The following is a 26,432-nucleotide window of genomic DNA, read 5'->3' as shown; positions in this document are numbered from 1 at the left end:
GCCAGGCCGGCGACTCACGTCGCCGGCATCCCGGCCTGCAAAGCGGGCCAAACCTGTATATACTGGTTTTTTAATCCTTTTTCCGGGGTGGTGCATCTTGGCGTCGCGTCGCGCGATCGGGCACTGGCTGATATTGCTGCTGCTCTCTGTTCTCTTTTCCTCGCTGCTGTTACGAATACACCTGCCGGCAGCGCTGCTGCTGGGGCCGCTGATCGCCGGTCTCATTTTGAGCCTGCGCGGGGTGAAGCTGAGCATCCCTCGCCCCTGTTATCTGGCGGCGCAGGCCATTGTCGGCTGCATGATCGCCCGGGCGATTAATCCCTCTGTTTTTGGCGTGCTGTTCAACAACTGGGCGCTGGTGCTGGCGATCCTGTTGACCACCCTGGCGATAAGCGGCCTTACCGGCTGGCTGCTGGTCCGCTACAGCGCGCTGCCGGGCGCCACTGGCGCCTGGGGAAGCTCTCCCGGCGGCGCGTCGGCAATGGTGGTGATGGCCCAGGAGTACGGGGCCGATGTGCGGCTGGTGGCGCTGATGCAGTATCTGCGAGTGCTGTTTGTCGTCGGCGCGGCGGCGCTGGTGGTGCGCTATGCCCTGGGCAATGAAGCACAGGAAATGACTCAGGATATTGTCTGGTTTCCATCGTTGACCCTGAATTTCCCTTTCACGCTGCTGCTGACGGCGGTGGCCTGTTGGCTGGGCATGCGGCTGCGCATCCCCTCCGGGGCCATGCTGCTGCCGATGCTGCTTGGCGCGCTGGCCCAGGGCGGCGGCTGGCTGATGCTGGAGCTGCCGGAGTGGCTGCTGGCGATGGCCTATGCGGTGCTGGGCTGGACGGTGGGGCTCCAGTTTAATAAAGCCATTTTTCTGCTGGCGCTCAAGACGCTGCCGCAGATTATCGCCTCCATCCTCGGACTGATCCTGATGTGCGCCCTGATGGCCCTTGCCCTGACCCACATTCTGCAGATGGACTTTATGACCGCCTATCTGGCCACCAGCCCCGGCGGGCTGGACACGGTGGCGATTATCGCCGCCGGCACCCGGGCGGACATGTCGTTTATTATGGCGCTACAGACGCTGCGGCTGTTTACCATTTTGCTGACCGGCCCGGCGATGGCGCGGGCTATCTCCCGCTATGCGCCGCGGCAATAAAAAGCCCCCGCAGAGCGGGGGCTGGGCAGATCGAATGTCCGCGAGCGCGATGCGCCCGGGCAATCTGTTATCAGGCTTTCAGGGCGGCCAGCGCGGCGTCGTAGTCCGGCTCTTCGGTGATTTCGTTCACCAGCTGGCTGTAGACGACCTGATCGTTTTCATCGATAACGACCACCGCACGGGCAGCCAGGCCAGCCAGCGGACCGGTGGCGATGGCGACGCCGTAGTCAGCGAGGAAGGACGCGCCGCGCAGCGTGGACAGGGTGACCACGTTGCTCAGGCCTTCCGCGCCGCAGAAGCGGGACTGGGCGAACGGCAGGTCAGCGGAAATGCACAGCACTACGGTGTTGTCCAGTTCAGCGGCCAGCTGGTTGAATTTACGCACTGATGCGGCACACACGCCGGTATCAATGCTCGGGAAAATATTCAGTACTTTACGTTTGCCGGCGTACTGGCTCAGCGCGACGTCAGAGAGATCTTTGGCGACCAGCGTAAACGGCTGCGCTTTAGCGCCTGCCTGCGGAATGGTGCCCTGAACAGAAACGGGGTTGCCCTGGAAATGCACGGTTTGTGACATGGTTATCTTCCTGTTTACATATAGTTAACGTCGCGAGTAGTGTATGACATCCGCCAGCTACACGGCAAACCCTATTTAACATTTACCAGAGAGGACAAGGGAATGCGTAACGTGCGAGTGTATGAGGAAGCCTGGCCGCTCCATACCCCTTTTGTGATCGCCCGCGGTAGCCGCAGCGAGGCAAAAGTGGTGGTAGTGGAACTGGAAGAGGACGGCGTGAAAGGGGTAGGCGAATGCACACCCTATCCCCGCTATGGCGAGAGCATCGCCTCGGTCATGGCCCAGGTGATGGCGATCGGCGAGCAACTGGAGGCGGGGCTTACCCGCGAACAGCTGCAGCGGCTGCTGCCGGCAGGCGCCGCCCGCAATGCCATTGACTGCGCGCTATGGGATCTGCAGGCCCGGCGCGAAGGCAAAACCTTGGCCCAGCTGTTGGGCGTGGCGTTGCCTAACCGGGTGATTACCGCCCAGACGGTGGTCATTGGCACGCCGGATCAGATGGCGGCCAGCGCCGCGGCGCTGTGGCAGGCAGGGGCCCAGCTGTTGAAGGTGAAGCTCGACGATCGACTGATCAGCGAGCGGCTAATCGCTATCCGCCAGGCGGCGCCGGAGGCTACGCTGATTGTTGACGCCAATGAGTCCTGGCACAGCGAGGGGCTGGCGGCGCGCTGTCAGCTGCTGGCGGACCTCGGTGTGGCGATGCTTGAGCAGCCGCTCCCCGCCGACGACGACTCGGCGCTGGAAAACTTCGTTCATCCGCTGCCGATTTGCGCCGACGAGAGCTGCCACACCCGGGAGAGCCTGCCGCGGCTGCGCGGGCGCTATGAGATGGTCAATATCAAACTGGATAAAACGGGCGGCCTGACCGAAGCGCTGGCTCTGGCCGGGGAGGCGGAACGGCAGGGATTTGAACGGATGCTGGGCTGTATGCTCTGCACCTCGCGCGGGATCGCCGCCGCGCTCCCTCTGGCGCCGCTGGCGCGCTTCGCTGACCTCGACGGCCCGACATGGCTGGCGGTGGACGTTGAGCCGGCGCTGCGGTTCAGCACCGGCGTGCTTCATCTTTAAGCCTGCCAGCGCAGCAGATCGGTCATCGCCGGCAGGTAACGCTCCGTTGCCTCGTCTGCGGAGACCGGCGGAAACTCGGCGGTGATGCAGGGGAGTCCGATATCGGCGCACCAGCTGCCAAAGGAGCCCGGCGTGTCGTAGCCCACGCTGCCCACCAGCGGCAGGGAGAAGGCGTCGGCCAGCCAGCGACCCAGCGGGCTGTGGCCCGGATCTTCGATGCAGGCCAGCGGATCGTGAAAGGAGACCACCCACGCCGGATGAATCTGATGGATCAACTGACACAGGGCCTCGGTCTCCCGTTCCGAACCCGGCTGCTCGCCGGTCAACAGCACCACGTCGCGCTCCGCCGCCGCGCTATTCCAGCGGTAAACCGTTTCCCCTTGCTTCCAGTTGGCTGCTGGAAAGTTACGGTTGAGGTCAACGCCGCGGGCATTGGCGCGCAGCCCGAGCTGACAGCCGTCAGGATTGACCGTCAGCACCACGTGGTGGCGGCGCAGCTCGGGTTTCAGGGTGCGCAGGGCGCAGGAGAGGGTCACAATCGACGAATTCTCATCACCGTGGGTACCGGCAATAATCAGCCCGCTACGGCTGTCGGCCTGCGGCGCAGGAAACCACAGCAGCGGCGCGCCCAGTTCCGAGCTGCCATACTGCCGGGTTCCCGGCGGAAAGTCGCCGCGCTGCGGGCGAGGACGTGAAATAGACATAGGGCTTCCTGTGTGTCGTTATTATTTAGTGTTGGCGAAAAGCGTATCGGGATCAAACCCATTCCCTGAGGCGTGAAATCCGACGGCACATCAATTTTCTATCATATGTCGTTTGCAATTTCAGGTGATGAAACAAATAATTATCGCTCTGTTGGCGGTATTTTTTTCATTTTAAAGGGGATCTTATGAAGTATCCTGTCGCTTTGACATGCGGCGCGCTGTGGTTAGCCAGCGTATCTTCTCTGGCCTGGGCGGCTGACGTACCGCCGGGCACGGTACTGGCGGAAAAACAGCTGTTAGTGCGCCATATCAAAGATGAACCCGCCTCGTTAGATCCCGCCAAAGCGGTGGGCCTGCCGGAAATCCAGGTGATCCGCGATCTGTTTGAAGGTTTAGTCAATCAGGATGCGAAAGGCAACCTGGTTCCAGGCGTAGCGACCCGCTGGCAGAGCAACGATAACCGCGTCTGGACCTTTACCCTGCGTGATAACGCCCGCTGGTCCGACGGCACGCCGGTTACCGCCGAAGATTTCGTCTATAGCTGGCAGCGTCTGGTGGATCCGAAAACCACTTCGCCGTTTGCCTGGTTCGCGGCGCTGGCGGGGATCGCTAACGCGCAGAACATTATTGACGGCAAAGCCGCGCCGGAGACCCTGGGAGTCACCGCCGTCGACGCCCACACCCTGCGGGTGCAGCTGGATAAACCACTGCCGTGGTTCAGCAACCTGACCGCCAGCTTTGCCTTCTATCCGGTGCAAAAGGCGAATGTCGACAGCGGGGCGAACTGGACGCGACCCGGCAGCCTGGTGGGCAACGGCGCCTATGTTCTGAAAGACCGCGTGGTCAATGAGAAGCTGGTGGTGGTGCCGAACACGCACTACTGGGATAACGCCAAAACGGTGATCCAGCAGGTCACCTTTGTGCCGATTAACCAGGAGTCCGCCGCCACCAAGCGCTATCTTGCAGGGGATATCGATATCACCGAGTCTTTCCCGAAAAATATGTACCAGAAACTGCTGAAGGATATTCCGGGGCAGGTGTATACCCCGCCGCAGCTGGGTACCTACTATTACGCTTTCAATACCCAAAAGGGGCCGACGGCGGATGAGCGGGTACGGCTGGCGCTGAGCATGACCATCGATCGCCGGGTGATGGCGGAGAAAGTACTGGGGACCGGGGAAAAACCGGCCTGGCGCTTCACGCCGGACGTGACGGCGGGCTTCACCCCCCAGCCGTCACAGTTTGAGAGCATGAGTCAGGCTGAGCTTAATGCCCAGGCGAAAGCGCTGCTGGCTGCCGCTGGCTATGGCCCGAATCGTCCGCTGAAGCTGACGCTGCTGTATAACACCTCTGAGAACCACCAGAAGATTGCCATCGCGGTGGCGTCGATGTGGAAGAAAAACCTCGGCGTGGAAGTGAAGCTGCAGAACCAGGAGTGGAAAACCTATATCGACAGCCGTAACACCGGCAATTTCGACGTGATCCGCGCTTCGTGGGTAGGGGACTACAACGAGCCGTCCACCTTCCTGTCGCTGCTGACCTCCACCCACAGCGGAAATATCTCGCGCTTTAACGATCCGGCGTACGACAAAATCCTCGCCCAGGCGGCGGTAGAGAATTCGGCCAAAGCGCGTAACGACGATTACAACGCGGCGGAAAAGATCATTATGGTCAAAGCGCCGATCGCGCCGATCTACCAGTACACTAACGGCCGATTGATTAAGCCGTGGCTGAAAGGCTACCCGATCACCAACCCGGAAGATGTGGCCTACAGCCGTACCATGTATATCGTGAAGCACTAACCGGTACTGGTTGCCTGATAATGTCAGGCAACCATCGCTGATCCCCGAGCTGGCGCGTCTTGCCGCGCCAGTTATTTATTAATAAGTAAATTAGCCAATTGAGAATTTGGTGCTTTAATCTATGCCAGATCTTAAAAATTAATATCGTCTTTCCTATAATGATGAACCAGAAATAAATAATATTTCATGTTCGAGATATATAAAAAAGCTGTTCTTTGCATATTATATGTTCAGTAACTGGTCGCACCGAAGATCGACTTAAGTGAAAATACCAGTTTTCTGTAATCCTGAATTACTAACAATGTACATTGATTTCATATGTCCGGTATGTTAGGTAGCACCATAGAATAGACGAGAGGAAACTATTTCTGTTATAACTGTCTGCAATATTATTTGTTAAAGAAGGAAATTAATGATGGCAAATATACTTCGCTCAATACCTATGCTATTAGTGATTGGTTTTAATCTATTGCTGGCCATCCTGTTTAGTTTGATCTATGCCAGGAAGCATCCGGAAACTGATCTATTCATCATCATAACATTTACTGGTATGTTATCAATTTCCACATATATTATAAGTTTCTACTCTGTTTCGACCTTTGCAACTAAGGAGAAAAAGAAAATAAAAGGTGTCTTTCCCAGACGAAGAGGTAAACTAAAAAGAATTATTACAGACTCGATGGTACTAATCTTGGTTTTTTTTGTTTCAGGCTCGATAGTATTTTCAGGGAGTGATTTGAATTATGGTCTTGCTCTCTTAGCCATTTCAACAGGCTATTTTACTTTCTTGCTTGTTAATTATTATTTTTTGTGTATGTCAAGAGTAAAAGAAAAGATAGTCAAAATAATAAATAAAATCCTTTTTATTGTGTTCTCGATTATATTGTTTTTTTCTAAGATGATTGCAAATGGTTTTGTTAAAGAGTTTTTTGATGTTGATATCGCTAAAGTTCCTTATATTAGTTGGTCATTCTCGATTTTGTTTGCCATTCCATTTTTTTTGATTACTTCCCACGTGGGGTGTATGATTTTAGAAGGTACAACAGATTTATTCCGGACAAGAAAAATTAAAGTGCCTCCGATGATCCATTATTCGATATTTTGTTTATCTTGCGTTTTTTTTAGCATTAGTTATATTTCTTATTTGGGTAGCGCAGGTTGGTTATTTAATGCTGTGACCAAAAAGGTTTATTCTTATGATACCAGAAGCTCTTTTCGATGCAATAATAAGTACTGGACGATTCCAGAGTTAGGGAAAGATGCGAGGTATCTCGCTGAAACATCTGATAGTTACCGTGTTATCTATATTAGAGGAAATAATATTAATGTGGAAGTTGTAAAATGTAAAAAAAACGAAGGATATATCCTTTTTCCCATTGAAAATGCTAACGATATATTAAAAAAGCAGGTTCCAAAGGGAGGCTGACTCACGTAAGGTTGCGAATATTGAGTCTTGATTTAGTGCGGATAGGGGTACCTCTTGCCATAGTTCAAAACACGATCCAGGCAACCTCAGCTACATTCGCAATGTATCAATGACCGCTCTCAGCGCGGGTGACACATTGCGGTGCGGGTAATAGAGAAATGAACCTTCCAGACGCTGGCTATAACGCTGGAGCACCCGGATAAGTGTGCCCTGGGCTAGATCGTCGGTAATCAGCTCTTCCGGGACATAGGCCAGCCCCAGACCGAGCCTCGCCGCTTTGGCCTCCATATAGCTATCGGCGAAAGCCCACTGTCCCTGAGGTGGGTGGGTGATTTTTTTGCCATCCACATTAAGTTCCCAGGCGTAAAGGCTGCCGTCGCCGAACTGATAAGCGATGCAGGGGTGGGCGACTAAATCGGCGGGCGTTTGTGGAAAGCCGTAGCGGCGAAAATGTTCCGGTGTACCCACCACCGCCATCTCCATATCGGGCGAAATGCGTACCGCAATCATGCCACTCCCGACTTCCGGGCCCAGACGCACGCCCGCATCGAATCGCTGCGCAATAATATCGACAAACCGGCTTTCGCTGATCAGTTCCAGTCTGATATCGGGATAGCGTTGTTTAAATACTGCCAGCTTCGGCAGCAGGACTTTATCAATGGCATGCTGGCTGGCATTGATGCGTACCGTACCGGAGGGCGTCTGACGATAGTGGGCCAGCGTGGCGAGCCCCATATCTAAGGCGTCGAAACCGGATTCGACGTTGTGATAGAGCTGCTCACCTGCCTGAGTGAGCGACAACCGGCGGGTGGTACGCACCAGAAGCTGAACGCCCAGGCGTTCTTCAAGTTCACGAACCGCACGGCTTACCCCGGACTGCGCCAGGCCAAGTCGTTGCGCTGCGGCGGTAAAACTGCCTTCCCGCACCACCTGCATAAACAGATAAAGGTCATTATAGTTTTCCCGTTTCGCCATTATCCTGCCTCGTCACCCAGATGCCATTTAGAACAATATGGTATTAATTTTAGCATTTTTCAGCCTCTAATCAGAACCATTACTGCTGGCTACACTAAGCGCACGACAACAAAGCACAGCAGCGTTGTCTACTGAAGACTTGCATTGATCACGTTTATTTAGGGGAATTTTGATGACGGTTTTCACCAAAAAACTGACAGCCGCGATACCCGCCATGCTGCTTTGCGCCTCATTAACTGGAGTCACAACGATGAGCTCTGCTGAGACAACTAACCCGAATGCGCCTGTTTCAATGATTGAAAAATGGGACAAAACTTTTGCTGAGAGTTCGAAAGTGGATCACCGTAAGGTGACCTTCCAGAACCGCTACGGGATAACCTTAGTTGGCGATCTCTACCTGCCGAAGGATCGCGGTGAACGCAAACTGGCAGCTATTGCCGTGAGCGGTCCCTTCGGCGCGGTAAAAGAGCAGTCCAGCGGCCTGTATGCCCAGACGCTGGCCGAACAGGGGTTTGTCACCCTGGCGTTTGACCCATCGTATACGGGCGAAAGCGGTGGCTACCCACGCAACGTGGCCTCACCGGATATCAATACCGAGGATTTTAGTGCCGCGGTGGACTTTCTGGGCCTGCAAAAAGAGGTGGATCGCAACCGTATCGGTTTGCTCGGCATTTGTGGCTGGGGCGGTATGGCCCTGAACGACGCGGCGATGGATACACGCGTCAAAGCGGTGGCGACCAGTGTAATGTATGACATGAGCCGCGCGATGGGGCATGGAGTGGGCGATGGCAAAGACCGCTATACCACTGCCGATCGTCGCGCCGTACTGCGCTATCTGAACGTGCAGCGCTGGAAAGATGCGGCAAACGGCACCTTCGTCCCCGGTGGGCATGACATTTATGTTGATGATAAGGGCAACGTCAGCGCTGCCGATCGTATTTTGCCGGAAACCTTGCCCGCCAACCCCAACCCGGTCCTGAAAGAGTTCTTCGATTATTACCGTATGCCGCGTGGTTTCCATCCGCGTTCGGTTAATTCAACCGGGGCCTGGAATGCGACGATGCCGCTGTCGTTTATGAATATGCCGCTGCTGAGTTACGCCAGCGAAGTGACTATTCCGACGCTTATCGTGACCGGCGAAAAAGCCCATTCATGCTATTTTGCCGAAGATGCCTTTAAGGCCATCGGCAGTAAAGAGAAAGCGCTGGTGATTGTCCCAGGCGCAAACCACGTCGATCTCTATGACAACGTCGCGGGCAAAATTCCCTTTGCGACGTTCGCGCAATTTTTTAAAACCAACCTGAAATAGATCTCCTGTGCCGGAGACATCCCCAAAGCCGCCACGCGCCTGCGGGCGGCTTTGTCTTGTCGGAGAGAAATAATGTCTGCATTAGGTCATACCCGGGCACACTGGAGCGGCGTCCTGGCGATGACGCTCTGCGTATTTGTGCTCATTGCCTCAGAATTTATGCCGGTCAGTCTGTTGACACCCATCGCGGGTGATTTACACATTACCGAGGGATTAGCCGGTCAGGGCATTGCGCTTTCTGGCGCGCTGGCGGTACTGACCAGCCTGACGATATCCCGTCTTACCGGATCGCTGGACCGTAAATGGCTGCTGCTGGGGCTCACGGCGTTGATGGCAGCCTCTGGGGTGATTATTGCCCTGGAGTCCAGTTTCCCGGTTTATATGCTGGGCAGAGCGCTCATTGGGATCGTCATCGGCGGCTTCTGGTCGATGTCGGCGGCAACGGCCATTCGGCTGGTGCCGCAACGCCAGGTCCCCCGCGCACTGGCCATCTTTAACGGCGGCAACGCGCTGGCCACCGTTGTGGCAGCGCCGCTGGGCAGCTACCTGGGGGCCACCGTCGGCTGGCGCGGCGCCTTTTTATGTCTTGTCCCGCTGGCGGTGCTGGCCTTCGTCTGGCAATGCATTAGCCTGCCGTCGATGAAAAGTCCGCGCGCACCACAGCGGCAGGGATCGGTGCTGCGTCTGTTCCGTCTTTCTACGCTATCCCTGGGATTGCTGGCCTGCGGACTGTTCTTTATGGGACAGTTTACCTTATTTACCTATGTGCGACCGTTTCTGGAGACGGTGACCCAAGTCAGTCCTTCTGGTCTGTCCCTGATATTGCTGACAATGGGTATCGCCGGTTTTATCGGCACGCTGCTTATTACGACCGTTCTGAATGCCCGATTTTATCCGACGCTGGTGGCTATCCCGTTGTTAATGGCCGCAATTGCCGGAACGCTTCTGCTGGCCGGACACCACACGGGATCGGTCGCCGTACTGTTAAGCCTGTGGGGCCTGCTGGCGACGGCGGCGCCCACCGGCTGGTGGACATGGATTGCGCGGACGCTGCCCGAGGATGCGGAGACGGGCGGCGGGCTGATGGTCGCCGTGATCCAGCTATCGATAGCCCTCGGGTCAACGGTAGGCGGCCTGGTGTTTGATAGTCTGGGATGGCACAGCACTTTTGCACTGAGCGGTCTGTTACTGCTGGGCGCGGCAGGGGTGACTTTTCTGCTCTCTGTCAAAATCAGATCATCTCAGCGCACTGCGATTAATGAATTGAATGCATAAGTCAAATCAGGAATGAGAGGCTAATCGTGACCGCGTTCCTGTCTTACCATGGTGTTTTAACAAGAGGGGAGCTTCACCGTGGAATATTCAGTATTAAGTAACGCTCGCAAAATGCCGATGCTGGGTTTCGGCGTTTTCAAGGTGACCGATAAAGCGGAGTGTAAGCAGGCGGTGTTGAACGCCATTCGCACCGGTTATCGCCTCATCGATACCGCTGCCGTCTACGATAATGAAGATGCGGTGGGTGAGGCCGTGCGCGAAGCCATCGCCGAAGGTCTGTGTACCCGCGAGGCGCTGTTTATTACCTCCAAACTGTGGGTCCAGGACATGGCCAACACCGGGATGGCGAAAGCCGGGATTGCCGCGTCATTAAAAAAATCGGGCCTGGAATACTTTGATCTTTATTTGCTACATCAGGCGATGGGCGATTATTTCAGCGCCTGGCGTGCGCTGGAAGAGGCCTATGAGGCCGGTACCCTGAAAGCGATCGGCGTCTCCAATTTTTACCCCCATGTGTTAGCTAACTTCTGCGAAACTGTCAGAATTAAACCAATGGTGAACCAGGTTGAACTGCATCCTTATTTCGCGCAGCCCGCGGCGCTGGAAGCCATGAAGCATTATCACGTTCAGCCTGAAGCGTGGGCGCCGTTAGGCGGTGGCAGACATAATCCGTATCAAGATGCATTGCTTCGGGGGATCGCCGATGCGCACCAGAAAACCATTGCGCAGGTTGTTCTGCGGTGGAACGTGCAGCGTGGCGTCACGGTGATCCCTAAATCCACCCGCCAGGAGCGCATTGAAGAAAATTTTGCTATCTGGGATTTCGTATTAACAGATAACGAAATGGCGCAAATCAGCGCCCTGGATTTAGGCTATGTTGGCGAAGCGGTAAAACACTTCAACCCTGAGTTCGTTCGCGGATGTCTGGGGGTGAAAATCCACGACTGATTGCGGCATCGGCTGATTCGATATCCATCTCCTCGCCTGCGCTGCGGCGACGGGTTCAGTATGCTGGTTAGCGCCCACGCGTTTGCCGCGATGGTTGTCAATGCGGTAGTCGATCGTCACGGGCAGCTGACTGGTGACAGTTGATCCTCTGGCCGGTGACATGTCGGTTGGATGCTTCCGTCGCAGTGGCCTTTAAAGCGGCAGTCTCCCGGGAAATTTTCGCTGCCAATGACCGCGTGACACTGCGCTTTATCGATGCGGGAGAGATCTTTCCTGCCGAACGCCTGGCGCTGGCGCGTAACGATGAGCACTTTGAGGTCGATCCGTTAGCGGAAGGCGGCAGAGGCTTGCGGCTTATTCTGCGTGCGGTGGACTATTTTAATGTGGAAACTGGCGCCGGGGAGAATGTGACTACCCTGATAGAAGCGTTGCCTGATACCCGCCTAAGCCATGCCACCGACGATCGCTGCGGGTGAGGGAACAGACGTTGCCCCCGGGTGAATCACCGGGGGAATTTCCCCACCCGCGTTCACCGGCTTCATCATCTTATTGCTGTGCCTGGGCAGCGGAGTGCACGCCAAGGTGATGAGGACGGATGGTATCTAATGTCATCATGGCTGATTTGCAGAAAATGCATTTCGCACCAAAAGGGTTTTTTTCAGTGACGTCAAACTGGGACGTTCTGTACTGGGAGCCATGGCAGCATGGGCATCTAAAATGGATATGTTCGATCATAATGTAAACCTTGTATGGGTGATGTTCTGTTGAAAAGACAATGGTCGTTTCAGGAAAATTAACGCGGCTGATTTTAGTTGGTGGTAAGCCGGGTTTTGTGTCAGATGGCGGACTTTTTAAGGAGCCGACAAGGATCTGACAGGGCCTGTTTACAGAAAAAGCAAACTACTAACGGGACTGCTCAAAGGAAGGTGGTATCAGGGATAACGCCTGGAGATGAGAACACGTACTCAGATAATAACTTTTTGTCTGGTAAATCGACTCAACGATTAACGCACGTGCCGTGAATAATAGCAAACGTTATTTTAGCCTTCCGGATGCCTGCTGCGCCAGGGGAGGCTTCATCAGCGCCGTCACCCAGTCGATAAATACCTGTACCCGGGCAGAGAGCTGCCGATTACTGGGATAGAGCAGGGAGAGCGGCAGCGGCGCAGGACGAAAATCGGCCAGCACTTCCGTTAACGCGCCCGACGCCAGATCGGCCTCAAGGCGGGGCAAGGGCGCCTGATACAGGCCAAAGCCAAGCCTTGCCGCTTCGGCGCCGACGTCGGCATCGGAAGTCAGCAGCCGACAGGGCAAACTGACCTCGCTCTGACGGCCATCCTGGGTAAAGCTCAGCGGCAAGGTACGTTGCGTGCGCGATGAAACAAACCCGATCATCACGTGGCCCGTCAGTCCTTCAATCGTATGCGGGGTGCCGTACCGGGCGAGATAGGTCGGGCTGGCGCAGGTGATCTCCTGCAACCCGGCGAGCGGCCGGCAGATCATCTCGCTGTCGGGGAGATGGCCGCCGCGAATGACGCAGTCGACTCCCTCGCGAACCAGATCGACGTCACGCTCGCTTTCCCCGATCTGCAGCGTAATGTCCGGGTAGCGGGCGAGAAACTGCGGCAGCGCGGGCAGAAGCAGGGTCCGCGCCAGGTTGCCCGCCACGTCTACCCGAATGGTGCCGGAGATGCTCCCCCCGGCGCTGCGGTTGGCTTCCTCAAGGGCCGCCAGAATGGACACGCAGCGCTGATAATACAGCGAGCCTTCTGCCGTCGGCCGTACGTGCCGGGTGGTACGATGTAGCAGCCGCGCCCCGAGACTGACCTCCAACGCTTTAATAGCCGCGGTCGCTACTGGCCGGGAAACCCCCAGATCCGCGGCGGCGGCACTGAATGAGCCCCGTTCGACGATGCGCACAAACAAGGTCAGAGTATCCAGTTTATCCATGACATTGTTCCAGCAGGCAAAACTATCCTGTCGCCCAACGCGGTCTTATCGTCGGCATTCAGGGGCTTATAATCGCTCATGTTTTCAGCAGAGAGAAAAGGAGAAAACATGAACAATAGCGCAAAAATCGCCCTGGTGACAGGCGGCAGCCGCGGCCTGGGACGCGCGACCGTCGAAGCGCTGGCACAGCGCGGCGTAAATGTAGTACTGACCTACAAAACGCGTCTTGCCGAGGCGAACGAGGTGGTTACACGGGTTGAAGCACTGGGCGCCCGGGCGATCGCGTTGCCTTTCAGCGCCGGCGAAATCGATACCTTTGACGCATTTGTTAGCGCTTTTCAGGGCGCGCTGACGGAGGTGGGCGCCGATAAATTTGATTATCTGGTCAATAATGCCGGCAACGCCAGCGGCATGGGATTTCTTAACGCCACGGAAGCGGAATTCGATGCGCTGTATCGCATCCACGTGAAGAGCGTTTTTTTCCTCAGCCAAAAACTATTGCCGCTGCTGGCCGATGGCGGGCGAATAGTGAATGTCTCGTCCGGCCTCACCCGCATCGTGATGGCGAACCGGGCGCCCTATGCGATCATGAAATCCGCGGTGGAAACCCTGACTCGCTATATGGCGTTTGAGCTGGGCAGTCGCGGGATCACGGTGAACTGCGTGGCGCCCGGCGCCATCGCCACCGATTTCAGCGGCGGGGTGGTGCGGGATAACCCGCAGGTCGCTCAGGCGGTGGCGAATATGACGGCGCTGGGCCGACCTGGCCTGCCAGAGGATATCGGGCCGATGATCGCCTCGCTGTTATCCGATGATCATCGCTGGGTGAATGCCCAGCGCATTGAAGTGTCCGGTGGAATGCGCATCTGAGCGAAGAAAACCGGGGCTGTTTTCATCCGTAGTCAATCGATATGTCAGTGGATGCCGATATAGCGCGACCCTGTGCAGAGATAAGGAAATAAAGATCTGCCGCATTGCTCGTTAAATATTAGTGATTGACCTTATTGCCTGAATGCGCAAGATTATTGTTGAATAAACAGTCAATATGCTAAATATATTTAATGCACGTATGAAAGGATTTAAGATATGGATTTTGAAAATGAATTGACCAGTAAGATCCTTGATCCCATTCACGGCACTATTCGTTTGACGACACTCGAGATTGCCTTTATCAATCACCCCCTGTTCCAGCGCTTACGCAACATTAAACAGAACTCTTTTTTATATAAGGTGTTTCCCTCTGCGGTGCACAGCCGCTTCGAACACTCTCTCGGGGTGCTGCATTTATCAAGTGAAATACTCAATAATTTACGCCTGAATGCGATACGGTATCAAAAGAAATATGATGATGGCCATGTGTTTGGTCATATCGATCAGATACCAAAACACAACATTCAGGAGTTGAGACTCGCTGCCCTGATGCATGACATCGGGCACGGGCCGGTATCCCACCAGTTTGAGAGTTTTATGCCTGGTAAGCACGAATTCTCCGATGTTCTCCCCACAGCCTACCATTCAATCATTGATGTATTAAGCAAGCCAGAACAGAAAGTTGAACATGAACAGCTTTCGCTGTTGTTCAGCCTGATGATTTATCATGATCTGAGAAAACAAGGTAAGGTCGATGACGAAATAAATATCGAAAATGTGTTAAAAATCATCGAAAAAAGATACGGTGACCAACAGATCATTGAGGAAATTAATGGAAAGGCAACAGATATCCTGCCGTTAATGACCTCGATCATCTCTTCCTGTCCGATCGATGCCGACCGGATGGATTACTTGCTCAGAGATGGCTATTTCTCCGGCGTCAAGTGTGGCATCTACGATTACAATCGCTTGTTTATGTCAATTGTCCCGGTCGAGGAACAGGGAAAATTGTACCTTGCTTACAAAGAGAGTGGGATTGATTCGATCGCTGAGTTTATTGGGGCGCGCTCCAGCCTTTTTTCGCAGGTATATTACCATAAAACAAACCGCGCCTTTGCGACGATGTTGAGCACATTATGTGAGATTATGCAAAGCAAGGATCCACAAAATGTCATTATCGCTGACGTTACCGACCGTATCGTTGACCATAGCGATGAAAGCTTCATCGACGCGCTGAAGGATTTTTATCTGGCGTGCAGTGATGATTATTTTTTGAATGACAAGGTTGGTGAATGGATAGATATCAGCGATACCGAGGCGGTTAATAAAAAAATACTTGATGACATTATTAACCGACACCCATGGTCGAAGGTCTATGAGGCCAAACACTCTGTGTATAAAGCTAACATCGCTGACAAGGAAAATAAGGCGTGGAAGAGTCAACTCACCGGGTTATTGACTTCTGTATTACAGCCTCATTTCAAACCACATGAATTTGCCGTTGATATTGTCTCCGACTGCGCCTTTAAAGACCTGGATAAAACCGAAGTTAAGCTTTTGGTGAAAGATCTTAAGAACCGCTACGAAATAAAACCGTTAATTGAATGTGGTGATAAGTTAAATCAGTATCAAATCATCAAATATTGCATTCGGGTATTTGTTGACCGCGATATCAAAGAACGCGTAACTCCTGAAATAATCTATAAAATCAATGAAATAGTGGTCAAGCAGATCGCGTTGCTGAATTGATGATGCCCGTCAGGGCAGCGATAAATCTTTCAGGGGCTGGTTTTTTAACCGGCCCCTGAAGATAAGCGGTAAATCGTGGCGCATCCCCGCCATCGGCATAACATACAACAGCGCGTAAACACCGCGCTGAGGCATAGATTCCCGCAGGGGAGCGGGTGGCTCAACAAAAACACCGGCTCAGTATGTTTATTCCGCCAGCAGGGCGGCGAATTTCGCCAGCCACTGTGGATGAGCAGGCCAGGCGGGGGCGGTAACCAGGTTACCGTCCACATGCGCCTGGTCGATACCAATATCCGCATAGTGCCCACCGCTCAGGCGCACTTCCGGAGCGCAGGCGGGATAGGCGCTGCAGGTCCGTCCCTGCAGAATACCGGCGGCGGCCAGCAGCTGCGGGCCGTGGCAGACGGCGGCGATAGGTTTACGCGCGGCGTCGAATGCCTGTACCAGTTTAATAACCTCCTCGTTCAGGCGCAGATACTCCGGCGCCCGGCCGCCGGGGATCACTAGCGCATCGTAGTTCTCGGCCTTTACTGCGGCGAAGTCAGCGTTCAGCGTGAAGCGATGGCCCGGCTTTTCGCTATAAGTCTGGGCGCCGTCAAAGTCATGGATTGCGGTCATGACATAGTCGCCAGCGGCTTTATCCGGGCAGACGGCATCGACCTGGTGGCCAATCATCTGCAGTGCCTGAAAAGGAACCATCGTTTCGTAATCTTCGGCATAATCGCCGACCAGCATTAGGATTTTCTTGCTCATCTTTGTGTCTCGTTGTGGGCGAAAGGTGTCTTAGATATAGCCTGGCGACTTGCAGAATGCGAACCGTTCAGGATGCCGACGACGGTGTCGTGTGCGTCTTGTAACCGGGCTCATGTTTTTTTGCTAACGACAACTTTGTTCGACATCGCGCTGTGGCTCGTTATCCGCAAAAAATCGGTTTGTGGGGAGTAAGGGGAGCAGAAGAATATTGTTACCGTTTAGATTTCGCGCCAGCACTATTAAGCGTCCGCCGCGAAGGGGCAATCGGATGGAAGCCAGATATTTTCCCTCTGAGTAATTGATTGCGTTGTTACGCTAAATTTGCATAATGAGCGAATTATATTGCCCCGGTCGTCTCTATGGTTTCCTTTATTCATCCGCTTAATGTTTTAGCCCGCCTTATAGTATCCATTGCAAACATTCCTTTGGTGCATTATTTATTGAATTTATCATTGACTGTTGTTTCACATTTTAAATATTGATATTCATGGTGCTTTTATTTTCGTGGTGAAAGTGGGTGTTTGTGAATAAATATAATTATTAGGTGGCTAAGTTGATCGGTAATCCATTTTTGCTTTATCATCGTCACGTTTCACATCAATATATCTTCAATAATTATTCCTTAAGGAAAGGAACTGCTATGGCTGATACGTTCCAGAATGAAGTCCCCAGGGCGCGCATTAATCTCAAATTATCTCTTCATACCGGCGGCGCGCAAAAGAAGGTCGAACTGCCGCTGAAGCTGCTTACCATTGGCGATTTTAGTCATGGGAAGGAAAACCGGCCTTTATCGGAAAGAGAAAAAATCAACGTCAATAAAAATAATTTTAACAGCGTACTTTCGGAATTTAGCCCGGAAGTTAACCTCTCGGTGCCGAATACGCTGGCCGGCAATGGCGAAGAGGAGAACGTCAGACTGCGTTTTACCGACATCAAAGATTTTGAACCGGAGCAGGTTGCCCGGCAAATTCCGCAACTCCGCGCCATGCTGGCGATGCGTAATTTATTACGCGATCTCAAATCCAATCTGCTCGATAACGCCACTTTCAGAAAAGAGCTTGAGGCAATCCTGAAAGATCCGGCGCTGTCCCAGGAATTACGCGACGAAATGAGTGCGCTTGCCCCGAAATAAGTGCGGGGCAAGTCTGTTAATGGATTAACCGGGAAAATGCTAATGTCTGTTACCACAGAAAACGCCCCTGTTCAGGGGCAAACCACGCTGCAGGAAAACAGCGCGGGCGAGGGCGTTTACGCCTCGCTGTTTGAAAAAATTAATCTCACCCCGGCGTCTCGCCTCGGGGATATCAACGACTTTCTGGACGATGCCGCGCTCTCCGAGGCGCCGGCGGCGGAGCGTCTCACCGCGGCGATGCAGGTGTTTATGGATCGCATCCGTCAGTCCGGCCAGCGGGTGGAAAAGCTCGACAAAACGCTGATCGACCACCATATCGCCGAGCTGGATTTCCAGATAAGCCGTCAGCTGGACGCGGTGATGCACCATCAGGAGTTTCAGCAGGTCGAATCCCTGTGGCGCGGCCTCAAACAGCTGGTGGACAACACCGACTATCGGCAGAACGTCAAAACGGAGATCCTCGACGTCGCCAAAGACGATCTGCGCCAGGACTTTGAGGACGCGCCGGAGCTTATCCAGAGCGGCCTGTACTGGCACACCTATACCGCGGAGTATGACACTCCCGGCGGCGAGCCGATCGGCTCGGTGATCTCGGCCTATGAGTTCGACGCCAGCCCGCAGGATGTGGCGCTGCTGCGCAATATCTCCCGGGTTTCTGCGGCCGCCCATATGCCGTTTATCGGCGCCGTCGGCCCGGCCTTCTTCCTGAAAGAGACCATGGAAGAGGTGGCTGCCATTAAGGATATCGGCAACTACTTCGATCGCGCGGAATATATTCGCTGGAAGGCGTTTCGTGAAACCGACGATGCCCGCTACATCGGCCTGGTGATGCCGCGCGTGCTGGGTCGTCTGCCGTACGGCCCGGACACCGTGCCGGTGCGCAGCTTCAACTATGTCGAGCAGGTGAAGGGCCCGGACCACGAAAAATATCTCTGGACCAGCGCGGCGTTCTCCTTCGCTTCCAATATGGTGAAGAGCTTTGTTAACAACGGCTGGTGCGTGCAAATTCGCGGTCCGCAGGCGGGCGGCGCGGTGAAAGATTTGCCTATCCATCTGTACGATCTGGGCACCGGCAACCAGGTGAAGATCCCTTCCGAGGTGATGATCCCGGAAACGCGGGAGTTTGAGTTCGCCAGCCTGGGCTTTATCCCGCTGTCGTACTACAAAAATCGCGATTACGCCTGCTTCTTCTCGGCCAACTCCGCGCAGAAACCGGCGCTGTACGATACCGCCGACGCCACCGCCAACAGCCGTATCAACGCGCGTCTGCCTTATATCTTCCTGCTGTCGCGCATCGCGCACTACCTGAAGATGATCCAGCGCGAGAATATCGGCACCACCAAGGACCGGCGTCTGCTGGAGCTGGAGCTGAACACCTGGGTGCGGAGCCTGGTGACCGAAATGACCGACCCCGGCGACGAGCTGCAGGCCTCCCATCCGCTGCGCGATGCCAGCGTGGTGGTGGAAGATATCGAGGATAACCCGGGCTTCTTCCGAGTGAAGCTGTACGCGGTGCCGCACTTCCAGGTCGAGGGGATGGACGTCAATCTGTCGCTGGTTAGCCAGATGCCAAAGGCGAAGGCGTAGGTTCGGACGATGATGAAAACGGAACGTCCGTTGTGGGGCCGGGGCATTATGGTGTCGCCTCAGCATTTTCAACAGCAGGCTGCGTATGCAGCCTGGACTGCGGAAGTGATTGCCCGGATGGGTCTTAACCACCCCTGGGGAGTGGTTGAGGCGACCTTCGAACCAGAGATGCTCAAACTGGGCCGCCTGCAGGCTCACAGGCTGCAGGTCCGGTTCCAGGATGGCACGATGATTGATACGGACAATGCCGATGCGCTGCCGTCCGCGCTGTCGCTGGACGGCGCGTCCGGCGAGGCGGTGATCGTGCTGGCGCTGCCCCTGATGCAGGCGAATGGCGGCAACTGTCTGAAGCCGGAGGAGGTGGCCGAAAGGCCGGTGCGCTTCCGGCAGCGCTGGCGCGATGTCCGTAACCAGTTTGGGGATGATACCCGGCAGATTGCCGTCATACAGCCGGAGCTGATCCTCCGCTTCGCCCACCAGGACAACAGCGATTACCTGACCTGTCCGCTTGTTCGCCTGCAGCGGGACTCGCAGGGGGCCTGGCTTATCGACGAGACGTTTCTCCCGCCGCTGCTGCAGATCCAGGGCAGCCGCTGGCTGGCGACGCAGCTTGAACAGCTGCTCGTCCAGCTCCGGGCTCGTCTGACGCGCCTGATGGCCATGCGTCGCGAAAGCAATGAACGGATGGCTGATTTTGCCGTAGCCGATGTCTCTCTGTTCTGGTTGCTGAATGCGCTGAACAGCGCCGAGCCGGTGCTGGGGTACTTTCTGCGTTACCGGCAAAGCCCGCCGGAACGCCTCTACCCGGAGCTGGCGCGCCTGGCTGGTAGCCTGCTGACCTTTTCGCTCACCCATCAGGCGAATGCCGTCCCGATCTATCAGCATGACCAGTTGAACGCGGTTTTTCCGCCGCTGTTTGATTTACTGAGCGACCTGCTGGAGGCGAGCCTGCCATCGCGGGTGGTGGCGATTGCGCTGGAGCATGATGTCCGGCTGCACTTCTGGCAGGCGCGTCTGCACGATGCCCGGCTGCGGGAAGGGGCTGATTACTACCTGTCGGTTCGTTCGTCGGTACCGGTCGCCCAACTGCAGGAGCAGTTTCCGCGCCAGTGCAAAGTGGGCAGTCCGGATCATGTCAAAGCCATCGTCAACTCCTCGCGGACAGGGGTGCCCCTCACGCCATTGCGTCATGTGCCGGCGGCGATCCCGCTACGTCTGGAAAATCAGTATTTCAGCCTCGATGTGTCCCACCCTCTGGCGACGGAAATGCTGCAGAGCGGCACCTGTATGTTTTACGTCCCGGGGATGCTGGGTGAGCCTGAACTTGAACTTTTTGCGGTACTACGAACGTGAATGAGCCTAAACGCGGCAACGCCGCGTCCATTGATATTGATGCGCTGCTGCAGAACACCTGGCTGCAGGTTATCAGCCTGCGCCACGGCCCGCAGTTCCGCGATGAGGAAGGGTACACGCTATGGCAGCGCTGTATTGCTGATGTCGAGCGCGTGCAACATGAGCTGAAGGCGAGCGGGCTTGATGACGCCAGCTGTCAGCATATTCTCACCGCCCAGTGCGCGCTGCTCGATGAAGCCGTGAAAGGGCGCGGCGTGGAGGATGAGGCCTGCCTGCAGTGGTATGACATTCCGCTGCAGGGGCACTTCCTCGGCACCATGGACGCCGGCGACACCCTGTGCGAGCGGATGCGTGATGTGTTGCGTGAACCGGCGCCCAACCTGGCCGTGGTCACCTGTTTTCAGCGGGTGATGCTGCTGGGTTTTATTGGCAGCTTTCGCTCCCTCCACGACCCCGAGCGCCTGAAGCTGGTCAACGCGCTCGGTGAGCGTGTTCCTCCTTTTCAGTGCCCGGCTACCGCTCCCGTACTGGTAGAGAGTCGCGCCGGTCTGGGGATAAGCGGCTGGCTGGCCCCATGGCCGGTACGTATTGGCCTGAGCGTGGTGGTGGTACTCGCCCTGTGGTGGGGACTCAACCACTGGCTCGATCACCTGCTGCTGACCTTGTTACCGGGGGAGGTGAAATGAGCCCCGCGCAGCAGCGTGGGCTGGCGCTGTGGGCCAGTCTGCTGAGTGCGCTGGTGTGCCTGCTATTTTTGCCGGTTCCCCGCTGGGGGGCGTGGCTCATTCTGCTGGTCACGCTGGCCCTGATCATCGGGAGCTGGCGCATCGCCAGTCGTCGTACCGGACGTAACGTCGCATCAACCCTGGACCCTCTCCCGGAGGGCGCTTATCGCCAGCCGGTGGTCCTCGTTTGCGGCGACCTGCCGTGTGTCTGGCCGCCAGCGTCACCGGTGCGAGTCGTCAAACAGGGCTGCTGGATCCGCGTGGAAAAGACGGAGGAGCTGCAGCAGGTCGCGCGCCAGGTATTGAGCCAGCGGCCGGAATGGGGGCCTCAGCTGTCGGTGCTGCTCTGCGTCTGCCCGCAGCGGCATGTGCAAAGCGATGCGCTGACCAGCGCTCTGCTGGCCCTGCGCTGGCAACTCAGCCAGCTGCGCCAGCAGACGGGGTATGCCGTACCGCTGGCGCTGCAGGGGCAGGTGGGCAGCGCGATGAGTCGCGACCTGTTGTGGCAGGCGGCGATACCGGGTGAAGCGGTGAAAGTCTGGCAGCCCTCCTGCGCCCCCTGTTTCGTACCGGCCTGGGTACGCGCCGGTGGGGCGGCCGCGCTGGAGCAGCAGGTGCTGATGAACAGCCTGATGGGCTGGTTTGAACAGCACGTCCATGCCGTGTTGACGGAAGAGAATATCGACCTGCCGCCTCTGACCCCAGCGGCCGTGCTGTGGGGCCTCGGGCCCTCGCTGCCTGGAAGTCTGGCGTCGTCGGCCTGGACGACGTGGTTATCCCGACATAGCGGCCTGTCGCGGGTAGCTGGCTGGCAGCCTGGCGAGAGCGACACCGGGGACGCTTCAGCTTTGCCGGAATTCATCCTGCCGCAGTTACCAGCGGGACGGGGACTCACGCCACGAGGCAGGGCCTGGCGCGCGGCGCTCGCGATTTTCACCCTCGCGGCTGTCGCCGCGCTGCTCAGCAGTGGCTGGAACAATCGACAACTGCTGCAGCGCGTTGGCGTCGATATTGCGCGTTATGAGCGGATTGCGATGGATGATTATCGACCAAAAGCCAGCGCTGTCAGGGTGCTGCGTGAAGATGCCGCGCTGCTTGATAGCTGGGCGCGTAACGGCGTCCCGCTGCGCCTGAGTCTGGGCTTATATCGCGGGGAGCAGATTCGCCTGCCGTTGCTGGAGGCGATTCGCGGTTACGTGCCGCCTCCGCCTCCGCCCAGGCCGGTGCAGCGCGTTGCCCCGAACGTCATCCGCCTTGACAGCATGTCGCTATTCGATACCGGGAAATGGGTACTGAAGCCTGGTTCGACAAAGCGGCTGGTCAGCTCGCTGATGGACATTAAGGCCAGGCCCGGGTGGCTGATCGTGGTGGCGGGTCACACCGACAGCGTGGGTGAGGAAAAAGCCAACCAGCTATTGTCGCTGAAACGTGCGGAATCGGTCCGCGACTGGATGCGCGATACCGGCGACGTGCCGGACAGCTGCTTTGCCGTTCAGGGCTATGGCGAAAGCCGACCAATTGCAACAAACGATACGCCGGAAGGCCGTGCGCTGAACCGTCGTGTCGAAATCAGTCTGGTGCCGCAGGTAGACGCCTGCCGGTTACCGGACCAACCCTCTGCGTCATCCCAGGATGATGGCGCTTCACTACACAATGGAGAGTAATTCCATGGCAATTCCTGTTTATCTTTGGCTGAAAGACGACGGCGGCGCGGACATTAAAGGGTCTGTCGACGTTCAGGATCGTGAAGGCAGTATCGAAGTGGTGGCTCAGGAGCATAACCTGTATATCCCGACCGATAACAACACCGGCAAACTGACCGGCACGCGTATTCATACGCCGTTCCTGTTCACCAAGGAGATCGACTCCTCCAGCCCCTACCTGTACAAGGCGGTGACCACCGGTCAGACCCTGAAGTCCGCCGAGTTTAAGTGGTACCGAATCAACGATGCCGGCCAGGAAGTGGAGTATTTCAATACCAAACTTGAGAACGTCAAGGTGGTGAAAGTGAATCCCCTGATGCACGACATCAAAAACCCCGCCTACGAGAAGCACAACCATCTGGAACAGATAGAGCTGCGCTACGAGAAGATCACCTGGACCTATAAAGACGGCAACATCATTCACTCCGATAGCTGGAACGAACGCGCCACCGCGTAATTGCCCGTCATATTTCGCGCCGCTGGCGCGCAGGCGACGTTCGCTCATCCCGGCTGCATCGTTATCTCTGCGGCCGGGGATTATTGCGGGCGATCGCCTGATGCGGGCAGCGTTTCTCTGCCCGCCGTTTTTTGCTGAGCGCCTGAGGTACGGGTTCTCAGCAAAGAAAAACACAATCTGTCTGCCTGACCTTGTGCGCTTGGGGTTCCTGTTCAGGAACAGCGACGGGCGGTAGCGTGTCCGGAACCAATAAGAGAGGATCTCATGGAAAATCCAGCCAGCCTGTTACGCCGTCTTAATCCCTGCTGTGCCCGCGCAATGGAGGGGGCGGCCTCCCTGTGCCAGACCCGGGCGCATGCCGAGATCCTGCCCGAGCACTGGCTGCTTAAACTGCTGGAACAGGGGGAAGGCGATCTGACGGTGCTGGCGCGGCGCTATGAATGGGATATGGATGCGCTGTGGCAGGATCTGCTGAGCTGGCTGGATAAACAGCCGCGCTCGGTACGTCATCGTCCCCAGCTCTCTGACCATACCCTGAGGCTGATGCAGGAGGCCTGGCTGATTGCCTCGCTCAGCGGCGAAGCGCAGATCCGCAGTGTTCACCTGCTGATGGCGCTGGTTGAAAAACAGAATCTGATCCAGTGCGATGGCCTGTGGCCGCTGTTAACGCTGGGCCAGCGTCAGCTGGAACGCCTGCGCCCCTTGCTTGATGCCCAGTCCGACGAACGTCCGCCAGCGCAGCAGGAAGCGGCGCTTGCGCAGCCCCATGGCGGGGACGTGGAATTTGTGGGGCGTCCTGCGGGCAGCGAACTGAATGCGGATGGGCTCAACCCGGCGCTGCAGAACGCGCTGGACAAATTCACTCTCGACGTCACCGCCAAAGCCAGAGACGGCCAGATTGACCCGGTGTTCGGACGCGACACGGAAATCCGCCAGATGGTGGATATTCTCTCCCGTCGACGTAAAAACAACCCGATCCTCGTCGGTGAGCCGGGCGTGGGCAAGACCGCTCTGGTGGAAGGCCTGGCGCTGCGCATTGCCGAAGGCAACGTCCCCGACGCGCTGAAGCCGGTGTCGGTGCGCACCCTCGACCTCGGTCTGCTGCAGGCCGGCGCCGGGGTCAAAGGCGAGTTCGAGCAGCGGCTGAAAAATATCATTGAGGCGGTACAGCAGTCGCCTTCGCCGGTGCTGCTGTTTATCGACGAGGCGCACACGATCATCGGCGCGGGTAATCAGGCGGGCGGCGCGGATGCCGCCAACCTGTTGAAGCCGGCGCTGGCCCGGGGCGAGCTGCGGACCATCGCCGCCACCACCTGGTCTGAATACAAGCAGTACTTCGAGCGCGACGCCGCGCTGGAGCGCCGCTTTCAGATGGTCAAGGTGGATGAGCCGGACGACGACACCGCCTGCCTGATGCTGCGCGGCCTGAAGTCCCGCTATGCCGACCACCACGGCGTGCATATCACGGATGATGCGGTGCGCGCCGCCGTGACGCTGTCACGACGCTATCTCACCGGCCGCCAGCTGCCGGACAAGGCAGTGGATTTACTCGACACCGCTTCCGCCCGCCTGCGTATGAGTTTGGATACCGTGCCTCAGCCGCTGACCCGCATGAAGGCGCAGCTCACCGCGCTGGCAATGGAGAAGCAGGCGCTGCTGGAAGATATTGCGCTGGGCAACAGCGCCCGCGGCGATCGGCTGGCGGCCATTGAGCAGGAGGAGATCCGCCTTATTCTGGCGCTGGATACCCTTGAAACTCAGTATGGTCAGGAGCTGCAGCTGACGGAAGCGCTGCTCGCCTGTCGCCGCGATATCTCCCGCCAGGCGGAAATTAGCGATCTACAAACCGCGCTTATCGCCGTCCAGCAGGGCAATCCGCTGCTCGGGCTGGACGTCGACGTCCGCACCGTGGCGACGGTGATTGCCGACTGGACCGGCGTGCCGCTCTCCTCGCTAATGAAAGATGAGCAGACGGAGCTGCTGAGTCTGGAAGAGAGTCTCGGCAAACGGGTGGTTGGCCAGGAGGCGGCCCTGAGCGCTATTGCCCGGCGCCTGCGCGCCGCGAAAACCGGCCTGACGCCGGAGAACGGTCCGCAAGGGGTGTTCCTGCTGGTCGGGCCGAGCGGCACCGGCAAAACGGAAACGGCGCTCGCCCTGGCCGATGCGCTGTTCGGCGGCGAGAAAGCGCTGATCACCATCAATCTCTCCGAGTACCAGGAGCCGCACACCGTCAGCCAGCTGAAGGGTTCTCCGCCCGGCTACGTCGGCTACGGCCAGGGCGGGATCCTGACCGAGGCGGTGCGCAAACGCCCCTACAGCGTGGTGCTGCTCGATGAGGTGGAAAAGGCCCATCGCGATGTGATGAACCTGTTCTACCAGGTCTTCGACCGGGGGGTAATGCGCGACGGCGAGGGGCGTGAAATCGACTTTCGCAACACCGTGATCCTGATGACCGCCAACCTCGGTAGCGACCTCCTGATGCAGCTGCTGGATGAACAGCCGGAGGCCAGCGAATCAGACCTGCACGAGCTGCTGCGCCCGGTGCTGCGCGGCCACTTCCAGCCGGCGCTGCTGGCCCGCTTCCAGACGGTGATTTACCGTCCGCTGCCGGCGGCAGCGCTGCGCGCCATTGTCGGCATGAAGCTCGGGCAGGTAAGTCAGCGTCTGGCTTGCCATTACGGAATCACCACCACCCTCAGCGAGAGCCTGTTCGACGCGCTGACCGAGGCCTGCCTGCTGCCGGATACCGGCGCCCGCAACGTCGACAGTCTGCTGAATCAGCAGATCCTGCCGGCGCTGAGTCAGCAGCTATTGAGCCATATGGCGGCGGGGCAGAAACCGCGCCAGGTGACGCTGGGGTATCACGAAGAGGAAGGCGTCGTGATGGCGTTTGACGAGGGGGCAATCGCCGATGAGTAG

Annotated in this window: 23 protein-coding genes and 1 pseudogene; 18 read left to right on the top strand and 6 right to left on the bottom strand. The window is 56.7% G+C overall.

Annotation, left to right across the window (positions count from 1 at the left end; translation table 11 throughout):
* The first annotated feature begins 97 nt into the window (after positions 1-97).
* Positions 98-1,150: an AbrB family transcriptional regulator gene (locus tag AB1E37_RS14200; protein ID WP_004176450.1), complete on the top strand. Its 1,053-nt coding sequence runs from the start codon at positions 98-100 to the stop codon at positions 1,148-1,150.
* Positions 1,151-1,220: 70 nt separating this feature from the next.
* Here AB1E37_RS14200 and tpx read toward each other — a convergent pair whose 3' ends face one another.
* Complete coding sequence (tpx, locus tag AB1E37_RS14195; protein ID WP_004152131.1) at positions 1,221-1,727, bottom strand: thiol peroxidase; 507 nt, start codon at positions 1,725-1,727, stop codon at positions 1,221-1,223.
* A 102-nt stretch (positions 1,728-1,829) separates the two neighbouring features.
* On the opposite strand from tpx, the gene ycjG reads away from it, so the two are divergent.
* Positions 1,830-2,795, top strand: a complete 966-nt coding sequence (ycjG, locus tag AB1E37_RS14190; RefSeq protein ID WP_004176448.1) for an L-Ala-D/L-Glu epimerase — start codon at positions 1,830-1,832, stop codon at positions 2,793-2,795.
* Here ycjG and mpaA read toward each other — a convergent pair.
* Complete coding sequence (gene mpaA, locus AB1E37_RS14185; RefSeq protein WP_004152134.1) at positions 2,792-3,499, bottom strand: murein tripeptide amidase MpaA; 708 nt, start codon at positions 3,497-3,499, stop codon at positions 2,792-2,794. The genes ycjG and mpaA overlap by 4 nt on opposite strands.
* Positions 3,500-3,571: 72 nt before the next feature.
* Here mpaA and AB1E37_RS14180 point away from each other — a divergent pair, with 72 nt between their 5' ends.
* From AB1E37_RS14180 to AB1E37_RS14170, 3 genes are all read left to right on the top strand, one after another.
* The gene (locus AB1E37_RS14180) at positions 3,572-3,688 is read left to right on the top strand and encodes a hypothetical protein (protein WP_004148146.1); all 117 of its coding nucleotides are present in this window, start codon (positions 3,572-3,574) and stop codon (positions 3,686-3,688) included.
* Positions 3,685-5,301: an ABC transporter substrate-binding protein gene (locus AB1E37_RS14175; RefSeq protein WP_004176446.1), complete on the top strand. Its 1,617-nt coding sequence runs from the start codon at positions 3,685-3,687 to the stop codon at positions 5,299-5,301. Before AB1E37_RS14180 ends, AB1E37_RS14175 begins: the two co-directional genes overlap by 4 nt.
* A gap of 412 nt (positions 5,302-5,713) precedes the next feature.
* A complete protein-coding gene (locus AB1E37_RS14170) occupies positions 5,714-6,727 on the top strand; it encodes a hypothetical protein (RefSeq protein ID WP_032438529.1) in 1,014 nt (337 codons plus the stop codon).
* Between the two features lie 90 nt (positions 6,728-6,817).
* Here the strand turns inward: AB1E37_RS14170 and AB1E37_RS14165 are convergent, their stop codons facing one another.
* Positions 6,818-7,702: a LysR family transcriptional regulator gene (locus AB1E37_RS14165; protein WP_004152138.1), complete on the bottom strand. Its 885-nt coding sequence runs from the start codon at positions 7,700-7,702 to the stop codon at positions 6,818-6,820.
* Between the two features lie 172 nt (positions 7,703-7,874).
* On the opposite strand from AB1E37_RS14165, the gene AB1E37_RS14160 reads away from it, so the two are divergent.
* From AB1E37_RS14160 to AB1E37_RS14145, 4 genes and pseudogenes are all read left to right on the top strand, one after another.
* Positions 7,875-9,011 carry an alpha/beta hydrolase gene (locus AB1E37_RS14160; RefSeq protein ID WP_004224319.1) on the top strand — a complete coding sequence of 379 codons (1,137 nt, stop codon included), beginning with the start codon at positions 7,875-7,877 and terminating at the stop codon, positions 9,009-9,011.
* A gap of 72 nt (positions 9,012-9,083) precedes the next feature.
* Positions 9,084-10,286 carry an MFS transporter gene (locus tag AB1E37_RS14155; RefSeq protein ID WP_004224321.1) on the top strand — a complete coding sequence of 401 codons (1,203 nt, stop codon included), beginning with the start codon at positions 9,084-9,086 and terminating at the stop codon, positions 10,284-10,286.
* 78 nt (positions 10,287-10,364) lie between these two features.
* Positions 10,365-11,234 (top strand): aldo/keto reductase, encoded by an 870-nt coding sequence (locus AB1E37_RS14150; protein WP_004152141.1) that lies wholly within the window; start codon positions 10,365-10,367, stop codon positions 11,232-11,234.
* A 230-nt stretch (positions 11,235-11,464) separates the two neighbouring features.
* Positions 11,465-11,710, top strand: a pseudogene (locus AB1E37_RS14145) (ATP-binding protein); the annotation flags it as partial.
* A gap of 70 nt (positions 11,711-11,780) precedes the next feature.
* Here AB1E37_RS14145 and AB1E37_RS14140 read toward each other — a convergent pair.
* Both AB1E37_RS14140 and AB1E37_RS14135 read right to left on the bottom strand, forming a co-directional pair.
* Positions 11,781-11,969 carry a hypothetical protein gene (locus tag AB1E37_RS14140; protein ID WP_004176439.1) on the bottom strand — a complete coding sequence of 63 codons (189 nt, stop codon included), beginning with the start codon at positions 11,967-11,969 and terminating at the stop codon, positions 11,781-11,783.
* Positions 11,970-12,269: 300 nt separating this feature from the next.
* Entirely contained in the window at positions 12,270-13,184 is a 915-nt protein-coding gene (locus AB1E37_RS14135; protein WP_004176438.1) for a LysR family transcriptional regulator, read from the bottom strand.
* Between the two features lie 108 nt (positions 13,185-13,292).
* On the opposite strand from AB1E37_RS14135, the gene AB1E37_RS14130 reads away from it, so the two are divergent.
* Positions 13,293-14,054: an SDR family NAD(P)-dependent oxidoreductase gene (locus AB1E37_RS14130; protein ID WP_004224329.1), complete on the top strand. Its 762-nt coding sequence runs from the start codon at positions 13,293-13,295 to the stop codon at positions 14,052-14,054.
* Between the two features lie 216 nt (positions 14,055-14,270).
* The gene (locus AB1E37_RS14125) at positions 14,271-15,803 is read left to right on the top strand and encodes an HD domain-containing protein (protein WP_004224331.1); all 1,533 of its coding nucleotides are present in this window, start codon (positions 14,271-14,273) and stop codon (positions 15,801-15,803) included.
* A gap of 186 nt (positions 15,804-15,989) precedes the next feature.
* On the opposite strand, the gene AB1E37_RS14120 is transcribed toward AB1E37_RS14125, so the two are convergent.
* A complete protein-coding gene (locus AB1E37_RS14120) occupies positions 15,990-16,556 on the bottom strand; it encodes a DJ-1/PfpI family protein (RefSeq protein WP_004190556.1) in 567 nt (188 codons plus the stop codon).
* 640 nt (positions 16,557-17,196) lie between these two features.
* Between AB1E37_RS14120 and tssB the strand changes: the two genes are divergently transcribed.
* From tssB to tssH, 7 genes are all read left to right on the top strand, one after another.
* A complete protein-coding gene (gene tssB / locus AB1E37_RS14115; RefSeq protein ID WP_004176434.1) occupies positions 17,197-17,688 on the top strand; it encodes a type VI secretion system contractile sheath small subunit in 492 nt (163 codons plus the stop codon).
* A gap of 42 nt (positions 17,689-17,730) precedes the next feature.
* Positions 17,731-19,275, top strand: coding sequence for a type VI secretion system contractile sheath large subunit (gene tssC / locus AB1E37_RS14110; RefSeq protein ID WP_004224342.1), 1,545 nt, complete (start codon positions 17,731-17,733; stop codon positions 19,273-19,275).
* A 9-nt stretch (positions 19,276-19,284) separates the two neighbouring features.
* Entirely contained in the window at positions 19,285-20,628 is a 1,344-nt protein-coding gene (tssK, locus tag AB1E37_RS14105) for a type VI secretion system baseplate subunit TssK (RefSeq protein WP_004224345.1), read from the top strand.
* Entirely contained in the window at positions 20,625-21,314 is a 690-nt protein-coding gene (gene tssL / locus AB1E37_RS14100; protein WP_004176431.1) for a type VI secretion system protein TssL, short form, read from the top strand. Before tssK ends, tssL begins: the two co-directional genes overlap by 4 nt.
* Positions 21,311-23,017, top strand: a complete 1,707-nt coding sequence (locus AB1E37_RS14095) for an OmpA family protein (RefSeq protein ID WP_004224349.1) — start codon at positions 21,311-21,313, stop codon at positions 23,015-23,017. The genes tssL and AB1E37_RS14095 overlap by 4 nt, the downstream gene beginning before the upstream one ends.
* A gap of 4 nt (positions 23,018-23,021) precedes the next feature.
* Complete coding sequence (gene hcp, locus AB1E37_RS14090; protein ID WP_002902160.1) at positions 23,022-23,513, top strand: type VI secretion system effector Hcp; 492 nt, start codon at positions 23,022-23,024, stop codon at positions 23,511-23,513.
* Positions 23,514-23,777: 264 nt separating this feature from the next.
* Entirely contained in the window at positions 23,778-26,432 is a 2,655-nt protein-coding gene (gene tssH, locus AB1E37_RS14085) for a type VI secretion system ATPase TssH (protein WP_032447502.1), read from the top strand.

Source organism: Klebsiella sp. Shm-1 (genome assembly GCF_040804525.1).
Taxonomy (GTDB): Bacteria; Pseudomonadota; Gammaproteobacteria; order Enterobacterales; family Enterobacteriaceae; genus Klebsiella; species Klebsiella pneumoniae.
Note: the sequence above shows the minus strand (reverse complement) of the source record. Positions and strands in the feature narration are given on the sequence as shown.

What these genes read in the sequence shown, in the direction of transcription:
- AB1E37_RS14120 (WP_004190556.1), bottom strand. Translation starts at nt 16,556, where the DNA reads ATGAGCAAGAAAATCCTAATGCTGGTCGGCGATTATGCCGAAGATTAC.
- tssC (WP_004224342.1), top strand. Translation starts at nt 17,731, where the DNA reads ATGTCTGTTACCACAGAAAACGCCCCTGTTCAGGGGCAAACCACGCTG.
- tssK (WP_004224345.1), top strand. Translation starts at nt 19,285, where the DNA reads ATGATGAAAACGGAACGTCCGTTGTGGGGCCGGGGCATTATGGTGTCG.
- AB1E37_RS14125 (WP_004224331.1), top strand. Translation starts at nt 14,271, where the DNA reads ATGGATTTTGAAAATGAATTGACCAGTAAGATCCTTGATCCCATTCAC.
- tssB (WP_004176434.1), top strand. Translation starts at nt 17,197, where the DNA reads ATGGCTGATACGTTCCAGAATGAAGTCCCCAGGGCGCGCATTAATCTC.
- AB1E37_RS14170 (WP_032438529.1), top strand. Translation starts at nt 5,714, where the DNA reads ATGATGGCAAATATACTTCGCTCAATACCTATGCTATTAGTGATTGGT.
- AB1E37_RS14155 (WP_004224321.1), top strand. Translation starts at nt 9,084, where the DNA reads ATGTCTGCATTAGGTCATACCCGGGCACACTGGAGCGGCGTCCTGGCG.
- AB1E37_RS14140 (WP_004176439.1), bottom strand. Translation starts at nt 11,969, where the DNA reads ATGATCGAACATATCCATTTTAGATGCCCATGCTGCCATGGCTCCCAG.
- AB1E37_RS14165 (WP_004152138.1), bottom strand. Translation starts at nt 7,702, where the DNA reads ATGGCGAAACGGGAAAACTATAATGACCTTTATCTGTTTATGCAGGTG.
- AB1E37_RS14095 (WP_004224349.1), top strand. Translation starts at nt 21,311, where the DNA reads ATGAGCCCCGCGCAGCAGCGTGGGCTGGCGCTGTGGGCCAGTCTGCTG.
- AB1E37_RS14175 (WP_004176446.1), top strand. Translation starts at nt 3,685, where the DNA reads ATGAAGTATCCTGTCGCTTTGACATGCGGCGCGCTGTGGTTAGCCAGC.
- mpaA (WP_004152134.1), bottom strand. Translation starts at nt 3,499, where the DNA reads ATGTCTATTTCACGTCCTCGCCCGCAGCGCGGCGACTTTCCGCCGGGA.
- tssH (WP_032447502.1), top strand. Translation starts at nt 23,778, where the DNA reads ATGGAAAATCCAGCCAGCCTGTTACGCCGTCTTAATCCCTGCTGTGCC.
- AB1E37_RS14130 (WP_004224329.1), top strand. Translation starts at nt 13,293, where the DNA reads ATGAACAATAGCGCAAAAATCGCCCTGGTGACAGGCGGCAGCCGCGGC.
- AB1E37_RS14135 (WP_004176438.1), bottom strand. Translation starts at nt 13,184, where the DNA reads ATGGATAAACTGGATACTCTGACCTTGTTTGTGCGCATCGTCGAACGG.
- hcp (WP_002902160.1), top strand. Translation starts at nt 23,022, where the DNA reads ATGGCAATTCCTGTTTATCTTTGGCTGAAAGACGACGGCGGCGCGGAC.
- ycjG (WP_004176448.1), top strand. Translation starts at nt 1,830, where the DNA reads ATGCGTAACGTGCGAGTGTATGAGGAAGCCTGGCCGCTCCATACCCCT.
- AB1E37_RS14160 (WP_004224319.1), top strand. Translation starts at nt 7,875, where the DNA reads ATGACGGTTTTCACCAAAAAACTGACAGCCGCGATACCCGCCATGCTG.
- tpx (WP_004152131.1), bottom strand. Translation starts at nt 1,727, where the DNA reads ATGTCACAAACCGTGCATTTCCAGGGCAACCCCGTTTCTGTTCAGGGC.